General features: G+C 64.7%; 22 protein-coding genes. All 22 read right to left on the reverse strand.

Going from position 1 to position 24061, the window contains the following annotated elements; all coding sequences use genetic code 11:
- The 22 genes from rpsS to BU28_RS0104850 all read right to left on the reverse strand — a co-directional run bounded on the left by rpsS (position 1) and on the right by BU28_RS0104850 (position 24056).
- Positions 1-279, reverse strand: a complete 279-nt coding sequence (gene rpsS / locus BU28_RS0104745; protein ID WP_028713570.1) for a 30S ribosomal protein S19 — start codon at positions 277-279, stop codon at positions 1-3.
- 3 nt (positions 280-282) lie between these two features.
- On the reverse strand, positions 283-1119 hold the full coding sequence (gene rplB, locus BU28_RS0104750; protein WP_028718449.1) for a 50S ribosomal protein L2: 837 nt from the start codon (positions 1117-1119) through the stop codon (positions 283-285).
- A gap of 95 nt (positions 1120-1214) precedes the next feature.
- Positions 1215-1511 (reverse strand): 50S ribosomal protein L23, encoded by a 297-nt coding sequence (locus BU28_RS0104755; protein WP_028718450.1) that lies wholly within the window; start codon positions 1509-1511, stop codon positions 1215-1217.
- Entirely contained in the window at positions 1508-2128 is a 621-nt protein-coding gene (gene rplD, locus BU28_RS0104760) for a 50S ribosomal protein L4 (protein ID WP_028718451.1), read from the reverse strand. Before rplD ends, BU28_RS0104755 begins: the two co-directional genes overlap by 4 nt.
- A complete protein-coding gene (rplC, locus tag BU28_RS0104765; RefSeq protein ID WP_036761967.1) occupies positions 2125-2994 on the reverse strand; it encodes a 50S ribosomal protein L3 in 870 nt (289 codons plus the stop codon). Before rplC ends, rplD begins: the two co-directional genes overlap by 4 nt.
- Before the next feature lie 10 nt (positions 2995-3004).
- Complete coding sequence (rpsJ, locus tag BU28_RS0104770) at positions 3005-3313, reverse strand: 30S ribosomal protein S10 (protein WP_010400227.1); 309 nt, start codon at positions 3311-3313, stop codon at positions 3005-3007.
- Between the two features lie 209 nt (positions 3314-3522).
- A complete protein-coding gene (locus tag BU28_RS0104775; RefSeq protein ID WP_028718453.1) occupies positions 3523-4374 on the reverse strand; it encodes a hypothetical protein in 852 nt (283 codons plus the stop codon).
- Between the two features lie 189 nt (positions 4375-4563).
- The gene (tuf, locus tag BU28_RS0104780) at positions 4564-5739 is read right to left on the reverse strand and encodes an elongation factor Tu (RefSeq protein ID WP_028718454.1); all 1176 of its coding nucleotides are present in this window, start codon (positions 5737-5739) and stop codon (positions 4564-4566) included.
- A 68-nt stretch (positions 5740-5807) separates the two neighbouring features.
- Positions 5808-7931 (reverse strand): elongation factor G, encoded by a 2124-nt coding sequence (gene fusA / locus BU28_RS0104785; protein ID WP_028718455.1) that lies wholly within the window; start codon positions 7929-7931, stop codon positions 5808-5810.
- 17 nt (positions 7932-7948) lie between these two features.
- Positions 7949-8419 (reverse strand): 30S ribosomal protein S7, encoded by a 471-nt coding sequence (gene rpsG, locus BU28_RS0104790; protein ID WP_028718456.1) that lies wholly within the window; start codon positions 8417-8419, stop codon positions 7949-7951.
- Positions 8420-8431: 12 nt separating this feature from the next.
- The gene (rpsL, locus tag BU28_RS0104795; protein ID WP_022705687.1) at positions 8432-8803 is read right to left on the reverse strand and encodes a 30S ribosomal protein S12; all 372 of its coding nucleotides are present in this window, start codon (positions 8801-8803) and stop codon (positions 8432-8434) included.
- A 246-nt stretch (positions 8804-9049) separates the two neighbouring features.
- A complete protein-coding gene (locus BU28_RS0104800; RefSeq protein ID WP_036761970.1) occupies positions 9050-9901 on the reverse strand; it encodes a putative rhamnosyl transferase in 852 nt (283 codons plus the stop codon).
- Positions 9898-10842: a DMT family transporter gene (locus tag BU28_RS0104805; RefSeq protein WP_028718458.1), complete on the reverse strand. Its 945-nt coding sequence runs from the start codon at positions 10840-10842 to the stop codon at positions 9898-9900. The genes BU28_RS0104800 and BU28_RS0104805 overlap by 4 nt, the downstream gene beginning before the upstream one ends.
- Before the next feature lie 214 nt (positions 10843-11056).
- A complete protein-coding gene (rpoC, locus tag BU28_RS0104810; protein ID WP_028718459.1) occupies positions 11057-15262 on the reverse strand; it encodes a DNA-directed RNA polymerase subunit beta' in 4206 nt (1401 codons plus the stop codon).
- Between the two features lie 54 nt (positions 15263-15316).
- On the reverse strand, positions 15317-19465 hold the full coding sequence (gene rpoB / locus BU28_RS0104815) for a DNA-directed RNA polymerase subunit beta (protein ID WP_028718460.1): 4149 nt from the start codon (positions 19463-19465) through the stop codon (positions 15317-15319).
- A gap of 254 nt (positions 19466-19719) precedes the next feature.
- Positions 19720-20097, reverse strand: coding sequence for a 50S ribosomal protein L7/L12 (rplL, locus tag BU28_RS0104820; protein WP_028718461.1), 378 nt, complete (start codon positions 20095-20097; stop codon positions 19720-19722).
- Between the two features lie 67 nt (positions 20098-20164).
- Positions 20165-20680 (reverse strand): 50S ribosomal protein L10, encoded by a 516-nt coding sequence (gene rplJ, locus BU28_RS0104825; RefSeq protein ID WP_028718462.1) that lies wholly within the window; start codon positions 20678-20680, stop codon positions 20165-20167.
- 248 nt (positions 20681-20928) lie between these two features.
- A complete protein-coding gene (rplA, locus tag BU28_RS0104830; protein WP_028718463.1) occupies positions 20929-21627 on the reverse strand; it encodes a 50S ribosomal protein L1 in 699 nt (232 codons plus the stop codon).
- A gap of 3 nt (positions 21628-21630) precedes the next feature.
- Positions 21631-22083 (reverse strand): 50S ribosomal protein L11, encoded by a 453-nt coding sequence (gene rplK / locus BU28_RS0104835; RefSeq protein ID WP_028718464.1) that lies wholly within the window; start codon positions 22081-22083, stop codon positions 21631-21633.
- An 89-nt stretch (positions 22084-22172) separates the two neighbouring features.
- Complete coding sequence (gene nusG / locus BU28_RS0104840) at positions 22173-22712, reverse strand: transcription termination/antitermination protein NusG (protein ID WP_028718465.1); 540 nt, start codon at positions 22710-22712, stop codon at positions 22173-22175.
- Between the two features lie 194 nt (positions 22713-22906).
- Positions 22907-23128, reverse strand: a complete 222-nt coding sequence (gene secE / locus BU28_RS0104845) for a preprotein translocase subunit SecE (RefSeq protein ID WP_223252385.1) — start codon at positions 23126-23128, stop codon at positions 22907-22909.
- Positions 23129-23150: 22 nt separating this feature from the next.
- On the reverse strand, positions 23151-24056 hold the full coding sequence (locus tag BU28_RS0104850; RefSeq protein ID WP_028718467.1) for a hypothetical protein: 906 nt from the start codon (positions 24054-24056) through the stop codon (positions 23151-23153).
- Between the last annotated feature and the right edge of the window lie 5 nt (positions 24057-24061).

Consider the following 24061-nt stretch of genomic DNA (forward strand, 5'->3'; position numbering starts at 1 on the left):
TTACTTCCTTTTCGCTTTCTTGTCGGCGGCGTGACCGTAATAGGTCCGCGTCGGCGAATATTCACCAAACTTCTGGCCGATCATCTCCTCGGTCACGGCGACCGGGATGTGCTTGTGGCCGTTGTAGACGCCGAAGGTCAGGCCGACGAACTGCGGCAGGATGGTCGAGCGACGCGACCAGATCTTGATGACATCCGACTTGCCGGATTCGCGGGCCTTTTCCGCCTTGCGAAGCACATAGGCGTCGACAAAGGGGCCCTTCCAAACTGAACGTGCCATGGATTAACGCCCCTTCTTCGCGTGACGCGACCGCAGGATATATTTGTCGGTCGCCTTGTTCGTGCGGGTCTTGTTGCCCTTGGTGCCCTTGCCCCAGGGGGTGACCGGGTGACGACCGCCCGAGGTCCGGCCCTCACCACCACCATGCGGGTGGTCGATCGGGTTCATCGCGACGCCGCGCACGCTGGGACGGATGCCCTTGTGGCGGTTGCGACCGGCCTTGCCGAGGTTCTGGTTCGAGTGGTCCGAGTTCGACACGGCGCCGATGGTGGCCATGCATTCCTGACGGACCAGGCGCAGTTCGCCCGAGCTGAGGCGGATCTGGGCATAGCCCCCGTCACGGCCGACGAACTGGGCATAGGTGCCCGCCGAACGCGCGATCTGGCCACCCTTGCCGGGCTTCAGCTCGACGTTGTGGACGATCGTGCCGATCGGCATGCCGCTGAAGGGCATCGCGTTGCCGGGCTTCACGTCGACCTTGGAACCGGCGATGACCTTGTCACCGACGGCCAGACGCTGCGGGGCCAGGATATAGGCCTGCTCGCCGTCTTCGTATTTGATCAGCGCGATGAAGGCGGTGCGGTTGGGATCGTATTCGATCCGCTCGACGGTCGCCGAAACATCGAACTTGGTGCGCTTGAAATCGACGATACGATAAAGACGCTTCGCGCCCCCGCCCTTGCGGCGCATCGTGATCCGTCCGGTGTTGTTCCGGCCGCCGTTCTTGGTCAACCCTTCGGTGAGGGATTTGACCGGGCGCCCTTTCCAAAGCTCCGAACGGTCGATCAGAACCAGCCCACGCTGGCCAGGCGTCGTCGGCTTATACGACTTGAGTGCCATGCTCTCTGTCTTCCGTTGCTTTGGACCGTAGCTGGTCCGTTTCAGTCAAAAATTGAACGGCCCCGCTGCCGGGGCCGTCGATTCGCAGGCTTCTATCAGAGGCCGGTCGACACGTCGATGCTGTTGCCAGCCTCCAGCGTCACATAGGCCTTCTTGACGTCCGAGCGGACGCCGGGGCGGCCCTTGAAGCGCTTGGTCTTGCCCTTGGTGATAGTCGTGTTCACGGCCTTCACCTTGACGTTGAACAGGGCTTCGACAGCCTGCTTGATCGCGGGCTTGTTCGAATCCTTGGCCACCTGAAAGACATAGGCGTTGGCGTCGGACACCAGCGTCGCCTTTTCGGTGATCAGCGGCTTGACGATCACGTCGTAATGTTCGGGTTTCACGCTCATTTCAGGCGAGCCTCCAGAGCTTCGACACCGGCGCGCGTCAGCACGAGCGTGTCGCGACGCAGGATGTCATAGACGTTTGCACCGATCGAGGGCAGCACGTCGACGCCCTCGATGTTGCGGGCGGCGCGGGCGAAGTTCTCGTTCACTTCGGCACCGTCGATCACCAGCACGCGCTTCCAGCCGTTTTCCTTGACCGCTTTCGCGACGGCGGCGGTCTTGGCGTCGGCCAGGTTCAGGCTGTCCAGGATGACCAGCTCACCCGCCGAGGCTTTCGCCGACAGCGCGTGCTTCAGACCCAGGGCCCGAACCTTCTTGGGCAGGTCAAAGGCGTGGCTGCGCGGGGTCGGGCCCTTGTAGGTGCCGCCGTGACGGAAGGTCGGCGCCTTGCGGGAACCGTGGCGGGCGCCGCCGGTGCCTTTCTGGCGATAGATCTTCTTGGTCGAGTAGCTGACATCCGACTTGCCCAGCACCGAATGGGTGCCCGCCTGCGCCTTCGCGCGCTGCCAGCGCACGACGCGGTGCAGCAGGTCCGCACGCGGTTCCAGCCCGAAGATGTCATCGCTCAGGTCGATGTCACCGGCCTTGCCGGCATCGAGCGTGATCACATCGAGTTTCATTTCTCATCTCCTTCGGGCGCGGCGTTCGGATCGGCAGCAGCCTTGTCGGCCTCGATCGAAGCCTGGGCTTCGGCCTCGGCAGCGGCCTGGGCCGCGGCTTCCGCCTCGAGCTGGGCCTTGCGGGCGGCTTCTTCCTCGGCGGCGGCGGCAGCGGCGGCTTCTTCGGCCAGACGCGCGGCTTCCTTGGCCTTCGAGCGGGTCGCGGCGGGGAAGATCGTGGTTTCGGCCAGCGGCTTCTTCACGGCGTCCTTGATCGTGACCCAGCCACCTTTCGAACCGGGAACCGAGCCCTTGACCATGATCAGGCCGCGCTCGGCGTCGGTGCGCACGACTTGCAGGTTCTGGGTGGTGACGCGCACGGCACCCAGGTGGCCGGCCATCTTCTTGCCCTTGAACACCTTGCCGGGGTCCTGGCACTGGCCGGTCGAACCGTGCGAGCGGTGGCTGATCGACACGCCGTGCGAGGCGCGCAGACCGCCGAAGTTGTGGCGCTTCATCGCACCGGCAAAGCCCTTACCGATCGAGGTGCCGGCGATGTCGACATACTGGCCCGCGAAATAGTGGTCGGCGATGATCTCTTCGCCCACGTTCACGAGGTTTTCGGCCGCAACGCGGAACTCCGCGATCTTGCGCTTGGGGGCGACGTTCGCCTTGGCGAAGTGGCCGCGCAGCGCGGCGGTCGTGCGCTTGGCTTTCGCCTCGCCCGCGCCAAGCTGCAGCGCGACATAGCCGTCTTTCTCGGCCGTGCGCTGAGCAATGACCTGCACGTTGTCCACGTGCAGGACGGTCACGGGCACCTGACGCCCGTCTTCCAGGAACAGCCGGGTCATGCCCAGCTTCTTGGCAATTACACCAGTCCGCAGCATGTCAGCCTCCTTACACCTTGATCTCGACGTCCACGCCGGCGGCGAGGTCGAGCTTCATCAGGGCGTCCACGGTCTGGGGGGTCGGGTCGACGATGTCCAGCAGACGCTTGTGCGTGCGGATTTCCCACTGATCGCGGGATTTCTTGTCGATGTGCGGGCCGCGCAGAACGGTGAATTTCTCGATCTTGTTGGGCAGCGGAATCGGACCGCGGACCTGGGCGCCGGTGCGCTTGGCGGTGTTCACGATTTCCTGCGTGCTGGCATCCAGGACGCGGTAATCGAAAGCCTTCAGCCGGATGCGGATATTCTGACTTTGCATAGTCATCCCTCTGACGGGGAGTTCCAGTCGAGAGGCTGACAGCGCACCATGCCCCGCCAGCGTCGGACCGTATAAAACGAAGGCAGGCCGCCTTGGTTGGCGGCCCGGCCCAGGATGCCGCCCGATTCTCGAGAAAACGGCGGCGATGCGGTCCTATGCAGGAAAACCGCCGGCGCGTCAAGCGGGGTTCGGCTGGCTGCAAATTGCAACTACGTGGTGCCGCGTAGGCCGCAGCCCGGGGTTGTTTCCAGTTGCTCCAAGATACCTTGCATCAGGTTTTCCAGCGTCTCATCGCCGCTTCGAGACGCCGCTTCAAGGAATCGTCTTACCACCGTGTGAAAATCGTCCCATGTGATGACGACCGTGCGCAACCTCTCCCCGACATCGCGGATTGCCTCCATATGTCGGTCAAGCAGTTCCAGCAGGGTTGATTTGTCGGTATAGGCACGCGGATCCTGCCAAAGGCGTTTCAGCGCATCCTGATCGTCCAAGCCCAGATCCTTTCTTGTGCGCGTGACCGAGGCAGCAGGCACTAGATAGACCAGGCCCAGATGCTCTCTCGGACCGTGCGTTAGTTCTTCCATGGCAACCAGCGTGCAGTACTTCAGATATTGCTCGATCGAAGTGCGCGCCCTCAGCTTCATCTCCATCATGACCACGGCGTTGGCCGCAACATAGAAACCGTCATGCTGGGTGAACTGCCGGGGAACCAGGGCTGCATGCCGTGCCAGCACTTCGCGCCCTATTGTCCTGATCCGGCCATCTGCAGCGAACCCTAGAGGAGCAAAGAACGCTTCGTTCAGAAAAGCGCACGGGGCGATCGCAAACGCAATTTCAAGGATCTGGTTCAGCAACTCCTCTTTGCCGCGAAGTGTGCTTTTCCATTCGATACTGCTTTGCGCCCGACAGTAGAATGCCGCTCCTGGCCGAAGGAGATCGCGTGGCAAGACATAGCCCTGCCCATCCTCTGTAATCTTCCCTTTGACGGGCCGCAGACCCACCTTGTCCAGCGACCAATAGATCTGCTCAAGATTGTCGAAGACCTTGTCATTCCAAGCCATTGGTCACACCCGCTTTGCCGATGCCTGCCGCAATGTCAGGCGAAATCCACCCCGACCCAACGCCTCCTTCCCCCACGCGAAAGCCCGCCCCCTGCGGGACGGGCTCATGCCGCCGCGATATCCCCTTGCGGGGATCACCCGGCGGTGCCTCTGGCGCGCGAGCGGGGCCTTGCGACCCCGCCCCGGCGCTTACTTCAGGATCTTCGACACGACGCCCGCGCCAACCGTGCGGCCGCCTTCGCGGATGGCGAAGCGCAGCTTCTCTTCCATCGCGATCGGGGCGATCAGCTCGACCTCGAACTTCAGGTTGTCGCCCGGCATCACCATCTCGGTGCCCTCGGGCAGCTTCACCGTCCCGGTCACGTCCGTGGTGCGGAAGTAGAACTGCGGGCGGTAGTTCGCGAAGAACGGCGTGTGGCGGCCGCCCTCTTCCTTGGTCAGGATATAGGCTTCGGCCTCGAAGGTCGTGTGCGGCTTGACCGAGCCCGGCTTGCACAGCACCTGGCCGCGCTCGACGCCGTCACGGTCCACGCCGCGCAAGAGCGCGCCGATGTTGTCGCCGGCTTCCCCGCGGTCCAGCAGCTTGCGGAACATCTCGACGCCCGTGCAGGTGGTCTTGCGGGTGTCGCGGATGCCCACGATCTCCAGTTCGTCGCCCACGTTCACCGCGCCGCGCTCGACACGGCCGGTCACCACGGTGCCGCGGCCCGAGATCGAGAACACGTCCTCGATCGGCATCAGGAACGGCTGGTCGATGGCGCGCTCGGGCGTCGGGATGTATTCGTCCACCGCCTTGATCAGCGCGCGGATCGAGTTCTCGCCGATTTCCGGGTCGCGGCCTTCCAGAGCGGCCAGCGCCGAGCCCTTGATGATCGGAATGTCGTCGCCGGGGTAGTCGTAGGAGGACAGAAGCTCGCGCACTTCCATCTCGACCAGCTCCAGCAGCTCCTCGTCATCCACCTGGTCGACCTTGTTGAGGTAGACGACCATGTAGGGGATGCCGACCTGGCGGCCCAGCAGGATGTGTTCGCGCGTCTGCGGCATCGGGCCGTCGGCGGCGTTCACCACCAGGATCGCGCCGTCCATCTGCGCCGCGCCGGTGATCATGTTCTTGACGTAGTCGGCGTGGCCGGGGCAGTCGACATGCGCGTAGTGGCGGTTCTCGGATTCGTATTCCACATGCGCGGTCGAGATCGTGATGCCGCGCGCGCGTTCTTCCGGCGCACCGTCGATCTGGTCATAGGCCTTGAATTCGCCGAAGTATTTCGTGATCGCCGCCGTCAGCGTCGTCTTGCCGTGGTCAACGTGCCCGATCGTCCCGATGTTGACGTGCGGTTTCGTCCGTTCAAACTTTGCCTTTGCCATGAGCAGGGCTCCTTAGGATTCTTGTTGTCTCAACGTGGAGAGGCGGGGCCGGGGCCCCGCCGTTCCGATCAGGCGTATTTCTTCTGGATCTCGTCCGAGATGTTCTGCGGCACGGCCTCGTAATGGTCGAACTGCATGGTGAACACCGCCCGGCCCGAGGACATCGAGCGCAGGTTGTTGATGTAGCCGAACATGTTGGCCAGCGGCACGAAGGCGTCGATGACGTTCGCGTTGCCGCGGGTGTCCTGACCACGAACCATGCCGCGACGGCTGGTCAGGTCGCCGATGATCGAACCCGTGTATTCCTCGGGCGTCACCACCTCGACCTTCATGATAGGCTCCAGCAGCTTGGCGCCGGCCTTCTTCAGACCTTCGCGCATTGCGGCGCGCGAGGCGATCTCGAAGGCTAGGACCGAGGAGTCGACGTCGTGGAACGCACCGTCAAGCAGCGCGACCTTGAAGTCGATCACCGGGAAGCCGGCCAGCGGGCCCGAGTCCATGACGGACTTGATACCCTTTTCCACGCCCGGGATGTATTCCTTGGGCACGGCACCGCCGACGATCTTGCTTTCGAACGAATAGCCCTCGCCCGGCTCGGTCGGGGTGATCTGCAGCTTCACGCGCGCGAACTGGCCGGTGCCGCCGGTCTGTTTCTTGTGCGTGTAGTCGATCTCGGCCGGCTGGCTGATGGTTTCGCGGTAGGCCACCTGCGGCGCACCGATGTTCGCCTCGACCTTGAACTCGCGCTTCATGCGGTCGACCAGGATGTCGAGGTGAAGTTCGCCCATGCCCTTCATGATGGTCTGGCCCGATTCGAGATCGGTTTCGACGCGGAAGGACGGGTCCTCGGCCGACAGGCGCTGAAGGGCGAGGCCCATCTTTTCCTGGTCGGCCTTCGACTTCGGCTCGACGGCGATCTCGATCACCGGCTCGGGGAAGGTCATGGTCTCCAGAACCACCGGCTTGTTCGGGTCGCACAGCGTGTCGCCCGTGGTGGTGTCCTTCAGACCCGCCAGCGCGATGATGTCGCCGGCGAAGGCTTCCTCGATTTCCTCGCGGTTGATCGCATGCATGATCATCATGCGGCCGACGCGCTCGCGCTTGCCCTTGGTCGAGTTCAGCATCTGGTCGCCCTTCTTGAGCGAACCCGAATAGATGCGCGTGAAGGTCAGCGAACCGACGAAGGGGTCGTTCATGATCTTGAACGCCAGGCCCGAGAAGGGCTGGTTGTCATCGGCCGAACGCTCGATGTTGCGGGTCTCGGTCTCGTCGCCCGGAGCAAAGCCCAGGTAGGCGGGAACGTCGGTCGGCGCCGGCAGATAGTCGACCACGGCGTTCAGCAGCGGCTGCACGCCCTTGTTCTTGAAGGACGAGCCGGCGGTGACCGGGAAGAAGGACAGCGACAGCGTGCCCTTGCGGATCAGCGCGCGCAGGGTCGCCTCGTCGGGCTCTTCGCCCTCGAGATAGGCTTCCATGGCGGCGTCGTCCTGCTCGACGGCAAGCTCGATCATCTTGCCGCGCCATTCCTCGGCCAGGTCCTGGAGTTCCTCGCGGATCGGCTGACGGACCCAGCTTGCGCCGAGGTCTTCGCCCTTCCAGACCCACTCTTCCATCTTCACCAGATCGACGATGCCTTCCAGCTTGTCCTCGGCGCCGATCGGCAGGGCGATCGGGCAGGGGGTGCCGCCGGTGCGGTCCTTGATCATGCGCACGCAGTTGAAATAGTCCGCGCCGATCTTGTCCATCTTGTTGACGAAGACGATGCGCGGAACCTTGTAGCGGTCAGCCTGACGCCACACGGTTTCGGTCTGCGGCTCGACGCCGGCGTTGGCGTCCAGAAGGCAGATCGCGCCGTCCAGAACCGCCAGCGAGCGCTCGACCTCGATGGTGAAGTCGACGTGGCCGGGGGTGTCGATGATGTTGAAGCGGCAGCGCTGCGACTGGTCTTCGACATAATCGGTGTCTTCGTGGCGCTGCCAGAATGTCGTGGTCGCGGCCGAGGTGATGGTGATGCCGCGTTCGGCTTCCTGCTCCATCCAGTCCATGGTCGCGGCGCCGTCATGGACTTCGCCGATCTTGTGGGACTTGCCGGTATAGAACAGGATGCGCTCGGTCGTCGTGGTCTTGCCCGCGTCGATGTGGGCCATGATCCCGAAGTTCCGGTAGCGCTCCAGCGGATATTCGCGTGCCATTAAGGGCTTTCCTTCCGTTACCAGCGGTAGTGGCTGAACGCCTTGTTGGCGTCGGCCATCTTGTGGGTGTCTTCCCGCTTCTTCACGGCGGTGCCGCGGCCATTGACGGCATCGGCCAATTCACCGGCCAGACGCTCTTCCATGGTGTGCTCGTTGCGGTTCTTGGCCGCGGTGATCAGCCAGCGGATGGCCAGGGCCTCGCGGCGGGTCGGGCGAACCTCGACCGGAACCTGATAGGTGGCACCGCCGACGCGGCGCGAACGCACCTCGACCGAGGGTTTCACGTTGTCGAGGGCTTCGTGGAAGACCTCGATCGGCTCGCGCTTCAGCTTGCCCTGGACGCGGTCCAGCGCCGAATAGACGATGCGCTCGGCGACCGATTTCTTGCCGTCGACCATCAGGTTGTTCATGAATTTGGTCAGCACGCGATCGCCATACTTGGCGTCGGGCAGGACTTCGCGCTTCTCAGCGGCGTGACGACGTGACATGTCGGACTCTCCTTACTTCGGACGCTTCGCGCCGTATTTCGAACGGCGTTGACGGCGGTCTTTGACGCCCTGGGTGTCCAGCACACCGCGCAGGATGTGGTAACGGACACCCGGAAGGTCTTTCACACGACCGCCACGGATCAGCACGACGCTGTGTTCCTGCAGGTTGTGCTTTTCGCCCGGGATGTAGGAGATGACCTCGAAGCCATTGGTCAGCCGCACCTTGGCGACCTTCCGCATGGCGGAGTTCGGTTTCTTCGGCGTCGTGGTATAGACGCGCGTGCACACGCCGCGCTTCTGCGGGCACCCTTGCAGGTGCTGCGACTTCGAGCGCTGCACTTTCGGCTGCCGCGGCTTGCGGATCAGCTGTTGGATCGTCGGCATTCGGTTCCCCGTCTTGCTTTCGTCAATACTCGCAGCGATTGCTGCGCCACTTCTCGACGACGTTCGCGCCCATCGCGAAACGCCACGACCCATCCTGTTCCCTGGGGAAAGGACGGGTCGAATTTCCAGAGGATCGGGGCAAATCCGGCCCGGATCGTCACCATGATGGTTCTGGGCTACCCGGGCGGAATCCCGCCGGGTGTGGGGCGTATAGGGGGAATCGCGGGACGAGTCAACAGCGCCCGCCTAGCGCCCCCAGTGCGGGCGGGCCGCGCCGGGCAGGCCGAAGTCGCGTGCCGCCCGGTCGAGCGTCGGCAGGTCGATGCGGAACCGTTCGGCCAGCAGCGCCTGCCAGGTATCGGGGTCGCCTTCCCAGGCATAGCCCGCGCCGATGGCGCCGGAATCGTTGTCGTGGTTCAGGAAGCGCACGAACATCACCTTGCCGGGCAGGGTCACGCCGGGCATCGACAGGCCGATCTTCCAATGCGGGAAATGCATGATGCTGCGTTCGGCATCGGGCGGCAGATAGACGGTCAGCCCGGCCACGGCATTGTAGATCATGCGCGGCTCGACCGAGATCCCCTGCCCCGTCGCCTTCAGCACCAGCCCGCGGGAGTAGTCGCAGGACAGGCGCCGCCGCGCCTTCCACAGGGGCCGCATCATGGCGAAATCGCGGCGTGCGTGCTGGATGTAGTCGACCGCCACCGCGTCGTCGTCGTCCTGGCGGAAATGGCCGACGATCTCGGCATCGGGGTCCAGGTGCGGGCGGATCGCCGCCATGCAGGCGTCCAGGTGCCGGTCCATCGGCGGCACCAGGGCCAGCTTGAACTGCGGCATCAGCTCGGTCAGTTCGCGCAGGCGCGACAGATAGGGTTCCGGCAGGTCCGAACCCGTCATCAGCACCAGCGTGAAATCGGGATCGGTCTGCGCCACCAGCCCGGGCAGCGTGACGTTTTCGAACCAGAACCAGCGCCGGGCCAGCCGCTCGGGGTCGTAAAGGAACGCCCGCCGGTCCTCCAGGCTCTCGTGTTCGACCTGAAAGCCGCGCCCGCCCAGGTAGGAAAAGCGGCACAGGCCCAGCATCTGTATCCGTGTCATCCCCTGCCCCTCAATTGCCGCTCGCGCAGGATCGCGTATAGCCCCGCGCCCACCACCAGGGCCGATCCCACCCAGGTCCAGCCGTCCGGCCACTCGCCGAACAGCGCTAGCCCCAGCAGGATCGCCCAGACGAGCGAGGTATAGCGGAAGGGGGCGACAAAGGAAATCTCGCCCACCCGCATCGTGGCGACGGCGGTCAGATACCCCACGGTCAGGAACCCGGCCGAAAGCAGCAGCAGCGCCGCCTCGGGCAGGTCGGGCATCCGCCAGTCCTCGCCCGCGCCCAGAACGAACCCCGACAGCATCACCGCAAGCGCGGCATGAAAGGCGATCGTGCCGCTGCCGACCTGCCGTGAGAAATACCGCGTGGCGATGTCGCGCACGACGATCAGCAGCATGGAGAGCAGCGCCACCGCCGACCATGTGTCGAAGGCCCCGGTTCCCGGCCGCAGGATCAGCAGGACCCCCAGGAAACCGACCCCGATGGCCGACAGCCGCCGCCAGCCCAGCCGTTCGCGAAAGAACAGCGCCGCGGTCAGCGTCACCGCCAGCGGCAGCGCCTGCATGATGGCGGACAGATCGGCCAATGCCATCTGCCGCAGCGCCAGCAGGTAAAGCAGGGTCGAGACGATGTCGGCCGCGGTGCGGATCACCAGCGCCGCCACATCGCCCCGGGGCACGGTCAGCCGCAGCCCGTCGCCCTGCACCAGCGCGGCGGCCACCATCAGCGCCAGCACCGCCATGCCCCGCAACGCGACGGATTCGTACAGCGGCAGGGTCTGGGTCACGGCCTTCATCACCGCGTCGTTGCAGGTGAACGCCGCCATGCTGAGCACCATCAGCATGGTCCCGCGCAGATTGTCGGACGGCCCGGCCCGGACAATGCGCGGCTCGGACGGCGGCCGGGTCTTGCGAAAGGGGGAAAGCAGAGGGGTGCGCATGCTCGTTCCGGCCGTTTCGCCCAGCGATAAGCAAGCCCGCGACAAAACACCAGAACCCACGATGGTGTCCGCGCCGCGATGCGCCCCCGCGCCACCACGCAAGGCCTCGGCAGTTCACCGTTTTCCAAATACCCATGGAACCGCGCCACCCGTGGGCGCGCCATGAAAAAAGGCCCGGGCTGCGCACCCGGGCCTTTCGATCATGTCGGGGCGATCACTCGCCGGCCTGCTCGGCCGAGGACTCCTCGGGCGCGATCAGCGCGGCGGCGGCCTCGGCCTCGGCCCGGCGGGCCTCGATCACCTCGTTGTCGCGCTCGGTCGCGATCCGCTTGATGCGGGCGGTGGCGCCACCGGTCCCGGCCGGGATCAGCCGGCCGACGATGACGTTTTCCTTCAGCCCCACCAGCTTGTCGCGCTTGCCCTGCACGGCGGCCTCGGTCAGCACGCGGGTCGTTTCCTGGAAGGACGCGGCCGAAATGAAGCTGCGGGTCTGCAGGCTCGCCTTGGTGATGCCCAGAAGCACCGGCTCGCCCGCAGCCGGACGGCCGCCCTTGGCTTCGATCTTGGCGTTTTCTTCCTCAAACTCGTCGCGATCGACGTGCTCGCCCTTCAGCAGCGTGGTGTCGCCGCTGTCGAGGATCTCGATCTTCTGCAGCATCTGGCGAACGATCACCTCGATGTGCTTGTCGTTGATCTTCACGCCCTGCAGTCGATAGACGTCCTGCACCTCGTCGATAAGATAGTCGGCCAGGGCCTCGATCCCCATGATGCGCAGGATGTCGTGCGGCGCCGGGTTGCCGTCCATGATGTAGTCACCCTTCTGCACGAAGTCGCCTTCCTGCACCGGGATGTGCTTGCCTTTCGGCACCATGTATTCGACGGCGTCCAGCGTGTCGTCGGCGGGCTCGATGGTGATGCGGCGCTTGTTCTTGTAGTCCTTGCCAAAGCGCACATAGCCATCCAGCTCGGCGATGATCGCATGATCCTTGGGACGACGGGCCTCGAACAGTTCCGCCACGCGGGGCAGACCCCCGGTGATGTCCTTGGTCTTGGCGCCTTCGCGCGGGATCCGCGCCACCACGTCGCCGGCCTTGATCTCCTGCCCGTCCTCGACCGACAGAATCGCGTCGACCGACATCGGATAGGTGACCGGGTTGCCCTGTTCGTTCCGCACCGGCTCGCCATCGGCATCGACGATGATGATCTCGGGCTTCAGCTCGTTGCCCTTGGGGGCCGAGCGCCAGTCCGTGACGATCTTCTGCGTCATGCCGGTGGCATCGTCGGTCTCGTCCCGGACGGAAAGCCCGGTGAACAGGTCGACGTATTTGGCCACGCCCGCCTTCTCGGCGATGATCGGCAGGGTATAGGGGTCCCATTCGAACATCTTCTGACCGCGCGTGACCGCATCGCCGTCGCGCACGAACAGTTTCGAGCCGTAGAACAGCTTGTGGCTGGCCAGGGTGTCGCCGGTCGCCGACTTGATGTGCAGCTGCATGTTGCGGCTCATCACGATCAGCTCGCCATTGGCGTTTTCCAGCGTGCTTTCGTTCTCGAAAGCCACCGTGCCTTCCTGCGCCGCGGCGATGAAGGACTGCTGGCCACCCTGCGCGATGCCGCCGATGTGGAAGGTCCGCATCGTCAACTGGGTGCCCGGCTCGCCGATCGACTGCGCCGCGATGATGCCCACCGCCTCGCCGATATTGACCAGCGTGCCGCGCGCCAGGTCGCGGCCATAGCAGAGCGCGCAGATGCCGTCCTCGGATTCGCAGGTCAGGGCCGAGCGGATGCGCACGTTCTGCACGCCCGCCTGCTCGATCTCGTCGGCCTTGCGCTCGTCGATCAGCTCGTTCTTGCGAACGATCACGACATCCTCGCCGGGAACCAGGACATCCTCGGCCGCGACGCGGCCCAGAATGCGTTCCGACAGCGGGCTGACCACCTCGCCATCGTTGACCGCGGCCGAGGCGGTGATCGCCCGGTCGGTGCCGCAGTCGTGGTCGCGAATGATGCAGTCCTGCGCCACGTCGACCAGGCGGCGGGTCAGGTAGCCCGAGTTCGCCGTCTTCAACGCCGTGTCCGACAGGCCTTTCCGGGCACCGTGAGTCGAGTTGAAGTATTCAAGAACGGTCAGGCCTTCCTTGAAGTTCGAGATGATCGGCGTCTCGATGATCTCGCCGTTCGGCTTGGCCATCAGGCCGCGCATGCCGCCCAGCTGCTTCATCTGGCTGACCGAACCCCGGGCGCCCGAGTGCGCCATCATATAGACCGAGTTCGGCTCGAGCTCCGCCCCGTTCTCGTCCTTCTTGGTGGCCGAGATGGTCTTCATCATGGCGTCGGTCACGCGGTCGTTGCACTTGGACCAGGCGTCGACGACCTTGTTGTACTTTTCGCCCTGGGTGATCAGGCCGTCCAGGTACTGCTGCTCAAAGGACTTCACCTGGTCCTGGGTTTCCTCGACCAGCTCCCATTTCGTCGGCGGCACGACCATGTCGTCCTTGCCGAAGGAAATGCCGGCGCGGAACGCCTCGCGGAAGCCCAGGCCCATGATCTGGTCGCAGAAGATCACCGACTCTTTCTGACCGCAGTAGCGGTAGACGGTGTCGATGACGTTCTGGATGTCCTTCTTGCGCAGCAGGCGGTTCACCAGCTCGAAGGGCGCCTTGGCGTTCTTGGGCAGCAGCGCGCCCAGCCGCAGGCGGCCCGGCGTGGTTTCGAAGCGCTTGATGACCTCGTTGCCGTTCTCGTCGATCTGGGCCAGGCGCGCGGTGATTCGGGCATGCAGGTGCACCGAACCCGAGGCGAGCGCGTGCTCGACTTCCTCGAGGTTGGTGAACACCATGCCCTCGCCCTTCATCCCTTCGCGTTCCATGGTCGTGTAGTACAGACCCAGAACCATGTCCTGCGACGGCACGATGATCGGCGCGCCGTTGGCGGGCGACAGAACGTTGTTCGTCGACATCATCAGGACGCGCGCTTCCAGCTGCGCCTCAAGCGACAGCGGGACGTGCACGGCCATCTGGTCGCCGTCGAAGTCGGCGTTGAAGGCCGAGCAGACCAGTGGGTGCAGCTGGATCGCCTTGCCCTCGATCAGGATCGGTTCGAACGCCTGGATGCCCAGGCGGTGCAGCGTCGGCGCGCGGTTCAGCAGCACCGGATGCTCGCGGATCACCTCGTCCAGGATGTCCCAGACCTCGGGACGTTCCTTTTCGACCAGCTTCTTGGCCTGCTTGACGGTGGACGACAGCCCCTTCGCCTCAAGCCGCGAATAGATGAACGGCTTGAACAACTCGAGCGCCATCTTCTTCGGCAGACCGCACTGATGCAGCTTCAGCTCGGGACCGGTCACGATGACCGAACGGCCCGAGAAGTCGACCCGTTTCCCCAGAAGGTTCTGGCGGAAACGACCCTGCTTGCCCTTCAGCATGTCCGAGAGCGATTTCAGCGGGCGCTTGTTGTTGCCGGTGATGACGCGGCCGCGGCGGCCGTTGTCGAACAGCGCATCGACCGACTCCTGCAGCATCCGCTTTTCGTTGCGCACGATGATGTCGGGCGCGCGCAGTTCGATCAGCCGCTTCAGGCGGTTGTTGCGGTTGATGACGCGGCGATAGAGGTCGTTCAGGTCCGAGGTCGCGAAGCGGCCGCCGTCCAGCGGCACCAGCGGGCGCAGTTCCGGCGGGATGACCGGAATGACGGTCAGCACCATCCACTCGGGCCGGTTGCCCGACTCAAGGAACGACTCGACGATCTTCAGCCGCTTGATGATCTTCTTGGGCTTCAGCTCGCCGGTTGCCTCCTTCAGCTCCTCGCGCAGCTGCTCGGCGGTGGCGGCCAGGTCGATGTTGGCCAGCATCTCGCGGATCGCCTCGGCGCCGATATTGGCGGTGAAGGCGTCGGCGCCATACTGGTCCTGCGCGTCCAGGAACTCTTCCTCGGTCAGCAGCTGACCATAGGACAAGTCCGTCAGACCCGGCTCGATCACGACGTAGTTTTCAAAGTACAGGATGCGTTCCAGATCGCGTAGCGTCATGTCCAGCATCAACCCGATGCGCGAGGGCAGCGACTTCAGGAACCAGATATGCGCGACCGGGGCGGCCAGCTCGATATGGCCCATGCGCTCGCGCCGGACCTTTTGCAGGGTGACCTCGACGCCGCATTTCTCGCAGACCAGGCCGCGATACTTCATGCGCTTGTACTTGCCGCACAGACATTCGTAGTCCTTGATCGGACCGAAGATGCGCGCGCAGAACAGACCGTCACGCTCGGGCTTGAACGTGCGGTAGTTGATGGTCTCGGGCTTCTTCACCTCGCCATAAGACCAGGCGAGGATTTCCTCGGGCGAGGCCAGCGAGATCTTGATTTCGTCGAACTGCCGCGGCGCAGCCAGCGGGTTCAGCGGATTATGGGCAAGTTCCTGGTTCATTTTCTATTCCTGACTAGGGGCGCAAAGGGGGCGAAGTGGGGCGCTGGCGCGCCCTCACTCGTCATCCTCGGCATCCAGGAGTTCCATGTTGAGGCCCAGACCCCGGACCTCCTTGACCAGCACGTTGAACGATTCCGGCACGCCGGCCTCGAAGTTGTCCTCGCCCTTGACGATGCTTTCATAGACCTTGGTCCGGCCGGCCACGTCGTCCGACTTGACCGTCAGCATCTCCTGCAGGGTATAGGCGGCGCCATAGGCTTCCAGCGCCCAGACCTCCATCTCACCCAGACGCTGACCGCCGAACTGCGCCTTGCCGCCCAGCGGCTGCTGGGTCACGAGGCTGTAGGGGCCGGTCGACCGGGCATGCATCTTGTCGTCGACAAGGTGGTGCAGCTTCAGGACGTATTTCATCCCGACGGTGACCGGGCGGGCGAACTGCTCGCCGGTGCGACCGTCAAAGACGATGGACTGGCCCGAGGTGTCGAAGCCCGCCCGGCGCAGCGCGTCGTTCACGTCGCCTTCCTTGGCGCCGTCAAAGACGGGCGTGGCGATCGGAACGCCGCCGCGCACGGCATCGGCATGCTCGATCAGGGTTTCGTCATCCATGTCCGAGAAGGTCTCGGCATAGAACTCGTCGCCATAGCCGATCTTCATCGCCTCGCGCACCGGGGCCATGTCGCCATTGCGGCGATAGTCCTGAAGCGCCTCGTCGATCTTGATGCCAAGGCCGCGCGACGCCCAGCCCATGTGGGTTTCCAGGATCTGCCCGACGTTCATGCGCGACGGCACGCCCAGCGGGTTCAGCACCAGGTCGACCGGGGTGCCATCCGCCAGGAAGGGCATGTCCTCGATCGGGACCACCTTGGACACGACACCCTTGTTGCCGTGACGACCGGCCATCTTGTCGCCCGCCTGCAGCTTGCGCTTCACGGCGACGAAGACCTTGACCATCTTCATCACGCCCGGGGGCAGGTCGTCGCCCTGACGGACCTTTTCGACCTTGTCCTCGAAGCGGTTGTCCAGCGCGCGCTTGAGGCTGTCGAACTGCTGGTTCAGCGCCTCGACCTCCTTGGCGGTTTCCTCCTCGGCGACCGCAAGCTGCCACCACTGGCCGCGCGACAGCTGACCCAGCACATCCTCGTCGACGGTGACGCCGGCGCGGATGCCCTTCGGCCCCTTGACGATCTCCTTGCCCAGGATCAGCGACTTCAGGCGCGCATAGATGTTGCGCTCCAGGATCGCCAATTCGTCGTCGCGGTCGCGCGCCAGGCGCTCGACTTCCTCGCGCTCGATCTGCAGGGCGCGCTCGTCCTTGTCGACGCCGTGGCGGTTGAACACCCGGACCTCGACGATGGTGCCATAGGCACCCGGCGGCAGACGCAGCGAGGTGTCGCGCACGTCGCTGGCCTTTTCACCAAAGATCGCGCGCAGCAGCTTTTCCTCGGGCGTCATCGGGCTTTCGCCCTTGGGCGTGATCTTGCCCACCAGGATGTCGCCCGGACCGACTTCGGCGCCGATATAGACGATGCCGGCCTCGTCGAGGTTGCGCAGCGCTTCCTCGCCGACGTTGGGGATGTCGCGGGTGATCTCCTCCGGGCCCAGCTTCGTGTCGCGGGCCGCCACTTCGTATTCGTCGATATGGATCGAGGTGAACACGTCGTCGCGGTGGATCCGCTCGGAAATCAGGATCGAGTCCTCATAGTTGTAGCCGTTCCAGGGCATGAAGGCCACGACCACGTTGCGGCCGATCGCCAGTTCTCCCTGGTCCGTCGACGGACCGTCGGCCACGACCTGGCCCTTGACCACCTTGTCGCCCACCTTGACCAGCGGGCGCTGGTTGATGGTCGAGGACTGGTTGGACCGCTTGAACTTGCGCAGACGATAGATGTCCACGCCCGCGTCGCCCGCGCCCAGATCCTCGGTCGCGCGGATAACGATCCGCTGCGCGTCGACTTGGTCGATGATGCCGCCCCGGCGCGCCATGATGGCCGCACCCGAGTCGCGCGCCACGGTCGCTTCCATGCCGGTACCGACAAAGGGCGCCTCGGCCCGCAGCAGCGGAACCGCCTGGCGCTGCATGTTCGAGCCCATCAGCGCGCGGTTGGCGTCGTCGTTTTCCAGGAACGGGATCAGCGCCGCGGCGACCGACACCAGCTGCTTGGGCGAGACGTCGATCAGATCGACGGCATCGACCGGGTTCAGCATGAAGTCGCCCGCCTGCCGGGTCGAGATCAGTTCGTCCACGAACCTGCCTTCCTCGTCCAGGGTGGCGTTCGCCTGGGCGATGGTGTGGCGCATCTCCTCGGTCGCGGACATGTAGACCACGTCGTCGGTGACCTTGCCTTCGATGACCTTGCGATAGGGGGTCTCGATGAAGCCGTACTTGTTCACGCGGGCGAAGGTGGCCAGCGAGTTGATCAGGCCGATGTTCTGACCTTCCGGCGTCTCGATCGGGCACATCCGGCCATAGTGGGTCGGGTGAACGTCGCGCACCTCGAAGCCGGCGCGCTCGCGGGTCAGACCGCCCGGGCCAAGCGCCGACAGGCGGCGCTTGTGCGTCACCTCGGACAGCGGGTTGGTCTGGTCCATGAACTGCGACAGCTGCGAGCTGCCGAAGAACTCGCGCACCGCGGCCGCGGCGGGCTTGGCGTTGATCAGGTCCTGCGGCATCACGGTGTCGATCTCGACGCCCGACATGCGCTCGCGGATCGCGCGCTCCATGCGCAGCAAGCCGATGCGGTACTGGTTCTCCATCAACTCGCCGACCGAGCGCACCCGGCGGTTGCCCAGGTGGTCGATGTCGTCGATCTCGCCCTTGCCGTCGCGCAGTTCCACCAGCCCGCGAATACAGGCGATGATGTCTTCGTGACGCAGCGTGCGCTGGGTGTCCGGCGCGTCAAGGTCCAGGCGCATGTTCATCTTTACCCGGCCGACGGCCGAGAGGTCATAGCGCTCGCTGTCGAAGAACAGGCTGTTGAACAGGGTGGAGGCCGCCTCGACGGTCGGCGGCTCGCCCGGGCGCATGACCCGGTAGATGTCCATCAGCGCGCCGTCGCGGTTCATGTTCTTGTCGGCGGCCATGGTGTTGCGGATGTAGGGACCGACGTTGACATGGTCGATGTCCAGCACCGGGACATCCTCGATGCCGTTGTCCAGCAGCACCTTCAGCAGACCGCCCGCCAGTTCGCCGTCGCGGTCGTATTCGGCGGTGATCTCGTCGCCCGCCTCGGCATAGATCAGGCCGGTCTTTTCGTTGATGATGTCTTTCGCGACAAAGCGGCCGACGATCTTGTCGAAGGGCAACAGCAGGTTGATGTCGCCCTGCTCGGCCAGCTGCTTGACCAGGCGCGGCGTCACCTTGTCGCCGGCTTTGGTGATGATCTCGCCGGTCTCGGCGTTCACCAGGTCATAGCTCGGACGGGTGCCGCGCACGCGCTCGGGGAAGAAGCGCGTGATCCAGCCCGCGTCCTGGCCCCGGCCGGCGCGCTGCAGCTTGTAGTCCACAGTGTCGTAGAAGGCATCCATGATGCCCTCCTGGTCCATGCCCAGGGCGTAAAGCAGCGTCGTCACCGGCAGCTTGCGGCGGCGGTCGATGCGCGCGAACACCAGGTCCTTGGCGTCGAATTCGAAGTCCAGCCACGAGCCGCGATAGGGGATGATCCGGCAGGCGAACAGCAGCTTGCCCGAGCTGTGCGTCTTGCCGCGGTCATGGTCGAAGAACACGCCGGGGCTGCGGTGCATCTGGCTGACGACGACCCGCTCGGTCCCGTTCACGATGAACGTCCCGTTCTGCGTCATCAGGGGCATGTCGCCCATGTAGACGTCCTGTTCCTTGATGTCCTTGACCGACTTGGCGCCGGTGGTCTCGTCGACATCGAACACGATCAGGCGCAGCGTGACCTTCAGCGGCGCGGCATAGGTCATGTCGCGCGCCTGGCATTCGTCCACGTCGTATTTCGGGCGCTCGAGTTCGTATTTCACGAACTCCAGCGTCGCCGTCTCGTTGAAGTCCTTGATCGGGAACACCGACTGGAACACGCCCTGAATGCCTTCGCCATCCTGGTGGCCCTCGGCCTCGCCCGACCGCAGGAACAGGTCATAGGACGATTTCTGAACCTCGATGAGGTTCGGCATCTCAAGAACTTCGCGGATATTGCCATAGTAACGCCGGATGCGTTTCTGGCCGACATAAGCTTGCGCCATCAGGGGTCTTACCTTTCGTCTTTCGCTTGCAGCGGCCGTCGGGGCCCGACCGGCGCAAGGCGGCGAATGAGGGGTGGGGTTCCATTCGTGCCGCCCGTCCCACCGCGCGGCTCCCGAACCCCGAACATGCCCTGAAGGAAGGTCTGATGGGCAAACCGTCCTTCAAGACAGGTTCGGCAGGGACCGGGAAAGCCCCGGACCCTGCCTGTTTCGTTCCGAAACTAATCGGACAGCACCATGCGGTGCGGCCCGGATTACTTCAGCTCGACCTTGGCACCAGCCGCTTCGAGCTTCTTCTTCATTTCCTCGGCATCGGCCTTGGACACGCCTTCCTTGACCTTGCCACCGGCTTCGACCAGGTCCTTGGCTTCTTTCAGGCCCAGGCCGGTGATGCCGCGAACTTCCTTGATCACGTTGATCTTGTTCGCGCCGGCGTCGGTCAGGACGACGTCGAACTCGGTCTTTTCCTCGGCGGCTTCAGCAGCGCCACCGGCGGCCGGACCGGCCATCATGACGGCGCCACCGGCGGCCGGCTCGATGCCGTATTCGTCTTTCAGGATGGTTTTCAGTTCCTGGGCTTCCAGCAGGGTCAGGCCCACGATTTGTTCGGCGAGTTGTTTCAGGTCAGCCATTTTTCCGTTCTTTCCATTAAGTGTTCCAACGTCGGGGTTTCAACCCCACGCGGGAATGGGGATTGCCTCAGGCGGCCTCGCGCTCTTCCAGAGTCGAGAGGATGCCCGCGATGTTGGAAGCAGGAGCGCCAATCGCGCCCGCGATGTTGGCAGCAGGGGCACCGATGCAGGACACGATCGAAGCGATAAGCTCCTCGCGCGACGGCATCTGGGCCACGGCTTTCACACCGGCAGGGTCAAGCGCCGTGTCGCCCATCGCACCGCCCAGGATCACGAACTTGTCGTTGCCCTTGGCGTACTTGTCCGCGACCTTGGCCGCAGCCACAGGGTCCTCGGAGAAGGCGAGCACGGTCATGCCCGTCAGATAGTCGGCGATGCTGGCGCAAGGCTTTCCATCCAGGGCGATCTTGGCGAGCCTGTTCTTGGCAACGCGTACGGACCCGCCAGCTTCGCGCATCTGCGCGCGCAGGTCCTGCATCTGGGCAACCGTCATTCCCTCGTAGTGGGCAACCACCACGACGCCAGAGGCTTCGAAGATCTGGCCGAGTTCCTCGACCAACTGCTCTTTCTGCGCTCTATCCACGGTTTCACTCCAAGTATGGGGGTTTCCCCCCGGCTCTCACTTTCCTGTCGCCAGAACAGCGGCAGGAACGGGTCCGTGACAGTCCCAAGATCCCCCGGAGCGAGCCCGGAAAATGGTCTTGATCCCGTCTCGGGAAGGACATTAAGCCGGCCAGATAGCGTATCGGGTCGGCACCCTCCGTCTCGGACAGGACGGGGCATCGCTGCCCCGCCATCCGCCGGGATCGCTCCCGGCGAAATTCTTGCCGCTTACTGCGCGGCGGTCGACGTCAGGTCCAGCGACACGCCCGGACCCATGGTCGAGCTGATCGAGACCTTCTTGACATAGGTACCCTTGGCGCCCGAAGGCTTCGCGCGGTTCACCGCATCGACGAAGGCGCGGATGTTCTCGACCAGCTTGGCGGCGTCGAACGAGGCCTTGCCGACGCCGGCGTGCACGACGCCCGCCTTCTCGGCCTTGAACTGCACTTCACCGCCCTTGGCAGCTTCGACGGCCGCCTTCACGTCCATCGTCACCGTGCCGACCTTGGGGTTCGGCATCAGGTTGCGCGGGCCCAGGATCTTGCCCAGACGGCCGACCAGCGGCATCATGTCCGGGGTGGCGATGCAGCGATCGAATTCGATCTTGCCGGACTGGATGGTTTCCATCAGGTCCTCGGCACCCACGATCTCGGCGCCGGCAGCCTTGGCTTCATCGGCCTTGGCGCCACGGGCAAAGACGGCCACGCGAACGTGCTTGCCGGTGCCGTTGGGCAGGGTCACGACGCCGCGGACCATCTGGTCGGCGTGGCGCGGGTCGACGCCCAGGTTCATCGCGATCTCGACCGTCTCGTCGAACTTGGCCTTGGTGTTGGCCTTGACCAGCGCCACGGCTTCCTCGATGGGCAGGTTCGACTTGCCGGCGAAAGCGGCGCGGGCGGCGGCCTTGTTCTTGGAAATCTTAGCCATGACTTAGCCTTTCACCTCGATGCCGATGGAACGGGCCGAGCCGAGGATGATCTGCATCGCGGCTTCGATGTCGTTCGCGGACAGGTCCTTCATCTTGGCTTCGGCGATCTCGCGCACCTGCTTGGCGGTCACGGTGCCGGCGGTCGTGCGACCGGGCTTGTCCGAACCCTTGGCGCGGTTGCGCTTGCCGACCGGCTTCAGGCCAGCGGCCTTCTTCAGCAGGAACGAGGCCGGGGGCGTCTTCATCTCGAAGGTGAAGGACTTGTCGGCGTAATAGGTGATCACGACCGGAACCGGCGAGCCGGCCTCCATTTCCTGCGAGCGCGCGTTGAACGCCTTGCAGAATTCCATGATGTTGATGCCGCGCTGGCCCAGGGCGGGGCCGATCGGCGGGGACGGGTTCGCCTGACCCGCCTTGACTTGCAGCTTGAGGCTGCCGACAACTTTCTTGGCCATCTGGCCTTCTCCTTATCATCACGCCCGGGTTCGGGCCGACTTAGCGGTTGCGGCCTTGCCCCTTGGGGGACGCAGCCTCCCGCGAACAATCACGCGGTCTTGGCGACCTGCGTGAACTCCAGTTCGACCGGCGTCGGCCGGCCGAAGATCGAGACCGTGACCTTGATGCGGCTCGCCACCTCGTCCACTTCCTCGACCATGCCCGAGAAGCCCTCGAAGGGGCCGTCGGTCACATTCACCTTTTCGCCCACGTCGAACCGGATCAGGTTGCGCGGCGCGACCTCGGCCCCGCCCTCGCCCGAGCGGTGCAGGATGGCGTTCACCTCGTCGTCGCGCATCGGCATCGGCTTGCCCTGGGCGCCCAGGAAGCCGGTGACGCGGTTGATCGAGTTCACCAGGTGATAGGTCCGGTCCGACAGGTCCATGTGCACCAGCACATAGCCCGGCATGAAGCGCCGTTCCGACGTCACCTTCTTGCCGCGACGAATCTCGATCACCTCTTCGGTGGGGACCAGGACCTCGTCGATCTGCTCTTCCAGACCCTTTTCGACGGCCGCCTGCCGAATCGCCTCGGCGACCTTCTTTTCGAAGTTCGACAGGACGCTGACCGAATACCAACGCTTTGCCATGTCTCGATCGACCCCTGTTCTTCCCGTCGGGCTTGCGCCAGACCCTTGAATTTCCACGCTGCCCGGTCCGTCATCCGGATCAGGGCCGATGCTTTCGGCCCAAATTGAAATCGGCGCGCACGACCGAATCGATGCACGCCGCGTTTCGGGCAGGTCGGGCGGACATACCCCCGGATGGCGTTCGATGCAAGCCCCTAGCCGACCAGGTGCAGGATTCCCGACAGGCCGGACTTGATCGCCAGGTCCACCAGGAAGAAGAAGATCGAGGCCAGCGTCGCCATGACAAAGACCATGATCGTGGTCGTGATGACCTCGCGGCGGGTGGGCCAGCTGATCTTGCCGACTTCGGCGCGTACCTGGCTGATGAACTGGACGGGGTTGGCCATGACGATCCCTTCGGTCTTGCAGCGCGTCATCTAGCCCGGGGACGCCCCCATTTCAAGCGTCGTCTTGGTCGCGGCGCGCGGCCGGCTCCAGGAACTCGACCTTCGGCAGGGTGCGCAGGCGCTGGATCTCGGCGGCATAGAACGCCTGCGACCGGGCATGGACCGCCTCGCCAAGCAGCCGCAGCGGCGGATGGCCGGCCGAGCGGGGAAAGCGCCGCCGCGCGCGCTGCACCAGGATGCGCAGGTCGGCGTCGCTGTCGGGCATGGCCTGACGCCGGAACCAGAGATAGCCCGGCTGGGTCAGGCTTTCGTTGGCGGGCGCCGGGTCCGGCACCGCCCGGGCCAGATCCTGAGGCAGCATCCGCGCCAGGATCTGCGGGCGCAGCGAGGCATAATCCTCGTAGCGCCAGACGACCAGCCGCGCGACCTCGGGGATCTCGGCCAGGCGGCGGACCAGCCCGGCCCAGCCCAGCCGCGCCGGGTTGCGGCCGCCCAGATAGTCCGACAGCACGATCTCGTTGCCGAAGGACAGTTGCAGCGCAAAGGCCGAGACCAGAAAGCTGGCCGGGTCGCGCAGGCCCAGGAACAGCGTCGCGGGCCCGCCCCCCGCAAGGGCGATGACCTGGCGCACCCGCCGCACCGCAAAGGGATAGATCAGCCCTCGGGGCGAAAACAGCTTGCCCCGAGCGGTGCCGCCCAGGATGTTTTCCTCGGAGATCAGCAGATGCGGGCAGGCGTCGCGCAACCGCGCCAGCGCCTCGCGGCTGGCCTTGTCGCCCGCGCGCCCCGGCCCTTCGGCCAGGGCCTGCGCCAGGGGAATCGGCCCCTCGTCGCGCAGCATCGAGGGGTCGGCCAGGAACACGCCGCCGGCCTGCAGCGCATCCTGCGCGACTTTCAGCGATTGCTGCAGATGGGTCGAGGCGGTCTTGTGCGCGCCAAGATGGATCGTCAGGGCCATGTCCT

Source organism: Paracoccus yeei ATCC BAA-599, assembly GCF_000622145.1.
GTDB lineage: Bacteria > Pseudomonadota > Alphaproteobacteria > Rhodobacterales > Rhodobacteraceae > Paracoccus > Paracoccus yeei.

Bases quoted from the DNA above. Each gene is read 5' to 3' on its own strand.
- rpsS (WP_028713570.1), bottom strand. From the start codon at position 279: ATGGCACGTTCAGTTTGGAAGGGCCCCTTTGTCGACGCCTATGTGCTT.
- rplB (WP_028718449.1), bottom strand. From the start codon at position 1,119: ATGGCACTCAAGTCGTATAAGCCGACGACGCCTGGCCAGCGTGGGCTG.
- BU28_RS0104755 (WP_028718450.1), bottom strand. From the start codon at position 1,511: ATGAGCGTGAAACCCGAACATTACGACGTGATCGTCAAGCCGCTGATC.
- rplD (WP_028718451.1), bottom strand. From the start codon at position 2,128: ATGAAACTCGATGTGATCACGCTCGATGCCGGCAAGGCCGGTGACATC.
- rplC (WP_036761967.1), bottom strand. From the start codon at position 2,994: ATGCTGCGGACTGGTGTAATTGCCAAGAAGCTGGGCATGACCCGGCTG.
- rpsJ (WP_010400227.1), bottom strand. From the start codon at position 3,313: ATGCAAAGTCAGAATATCCGCATCCGGCTGAAGGCTTTCGATTACCGC.
- BU28_RS0104775 (WP_028718453.1), bottom strand. From the start codon at position 4,374: ATGGCTTGGAATGACAAGGTCTTCGACAATCTTGAGCAGATCTATTGG.
- tuf (WP_028718454.1), bottom strand. From the start codon at position 5,739: ATGGCAAAGGCAAAGTTTGAACGGACGAAACCGCACGTCAACATCGGG.
- fusA (WP_028718455.1), bottom strand. From the start codon at position 7,931: ATGGCACGCGAATATCCGCTGGAGCGCTACCGGAACTTCGGGATCATG.
- rpsG (WP_028718456.1), bottom strand. From the start codon at position 8,419: ATGTCACGTCGTCACGCCGCTGAGAAGCGCGAAGTCCTGCCCGACGCC.
- rpsL (WP_022705687.1), bottom strand. From the start codon at position 8,803: ATGCCGACGATCCAACAGCTGATCCGCAAGCCGCGGCAGCCGAAAGTG.
- BU28_RS0104800 (WP_036761970.1), bottom strand. From the start codon at position 9,901: ATGACACGGATACAGATGCTGGGCCTGTGCCGCTTTTCCTACCTGGGC.
- BU28_RS0104805 (WP_028718458.1), bottom strand. From the start codon at position 10,842: ATGCGCACCCCTCTGCTTTCCCCCTTTCGCAAGACCCGGCCGCCGTCC.
- rpoC (WP_028718459.1), bottom strand. From the start codon at position 15,262: ATGAACCAGGAACTTGCCCATAATCCGCTGAACCCGCTGGCTGCGCCG.
- rpoB (WP_028718460.1), bottom strand. From the start codon at position 19,465: ATGGCGCAAGCTTATGTCGGCCAGAAACGCATCCGGCGTTACTATGGC.
- rplL (WP_028718461.1), bottom strand. From the start codon at position 20,097: ATGGCTGACCTGAAACAACTCGCCGAACAAATCGTGGGCCTGACCCTG.
- rplA (WP_028718463.1), bottom strand. From the start codon at position 21,627: ATGGCTAAGATTTCCAAGAACAAGGCCGCCGCCCGCGCCGCTTTCGCC.
- rplK (WP_028718464.1), bottom strand. From the start codon at position 22,083: ATGGCCAAGAAAGTTGTCGGCAGCCTCAAGCTGCAAGTCAAGGCGGGT.
- nusG (WP_028718465.1), bottom strand. From the start codon at position 22,712: ATGGCAAAGCGTTGGTATTCGGTCAGCGTCCTGTCGAACTTCGAAAAG.
- secE (WP_223252385.1), bottom strand. From the start codon at position 23,128: ATGACGCGCTGCAAGACCGAAGGGATCGTCATGGCCAACCCCGTCCAG.
- BU28_RS0104850 (WP_028718467.1), bottom strand. From the start codon at position 24,056: ATGGCCCTGACGATCCATCTTGGCGCGCACAAGACCGCCTCGACCCAT.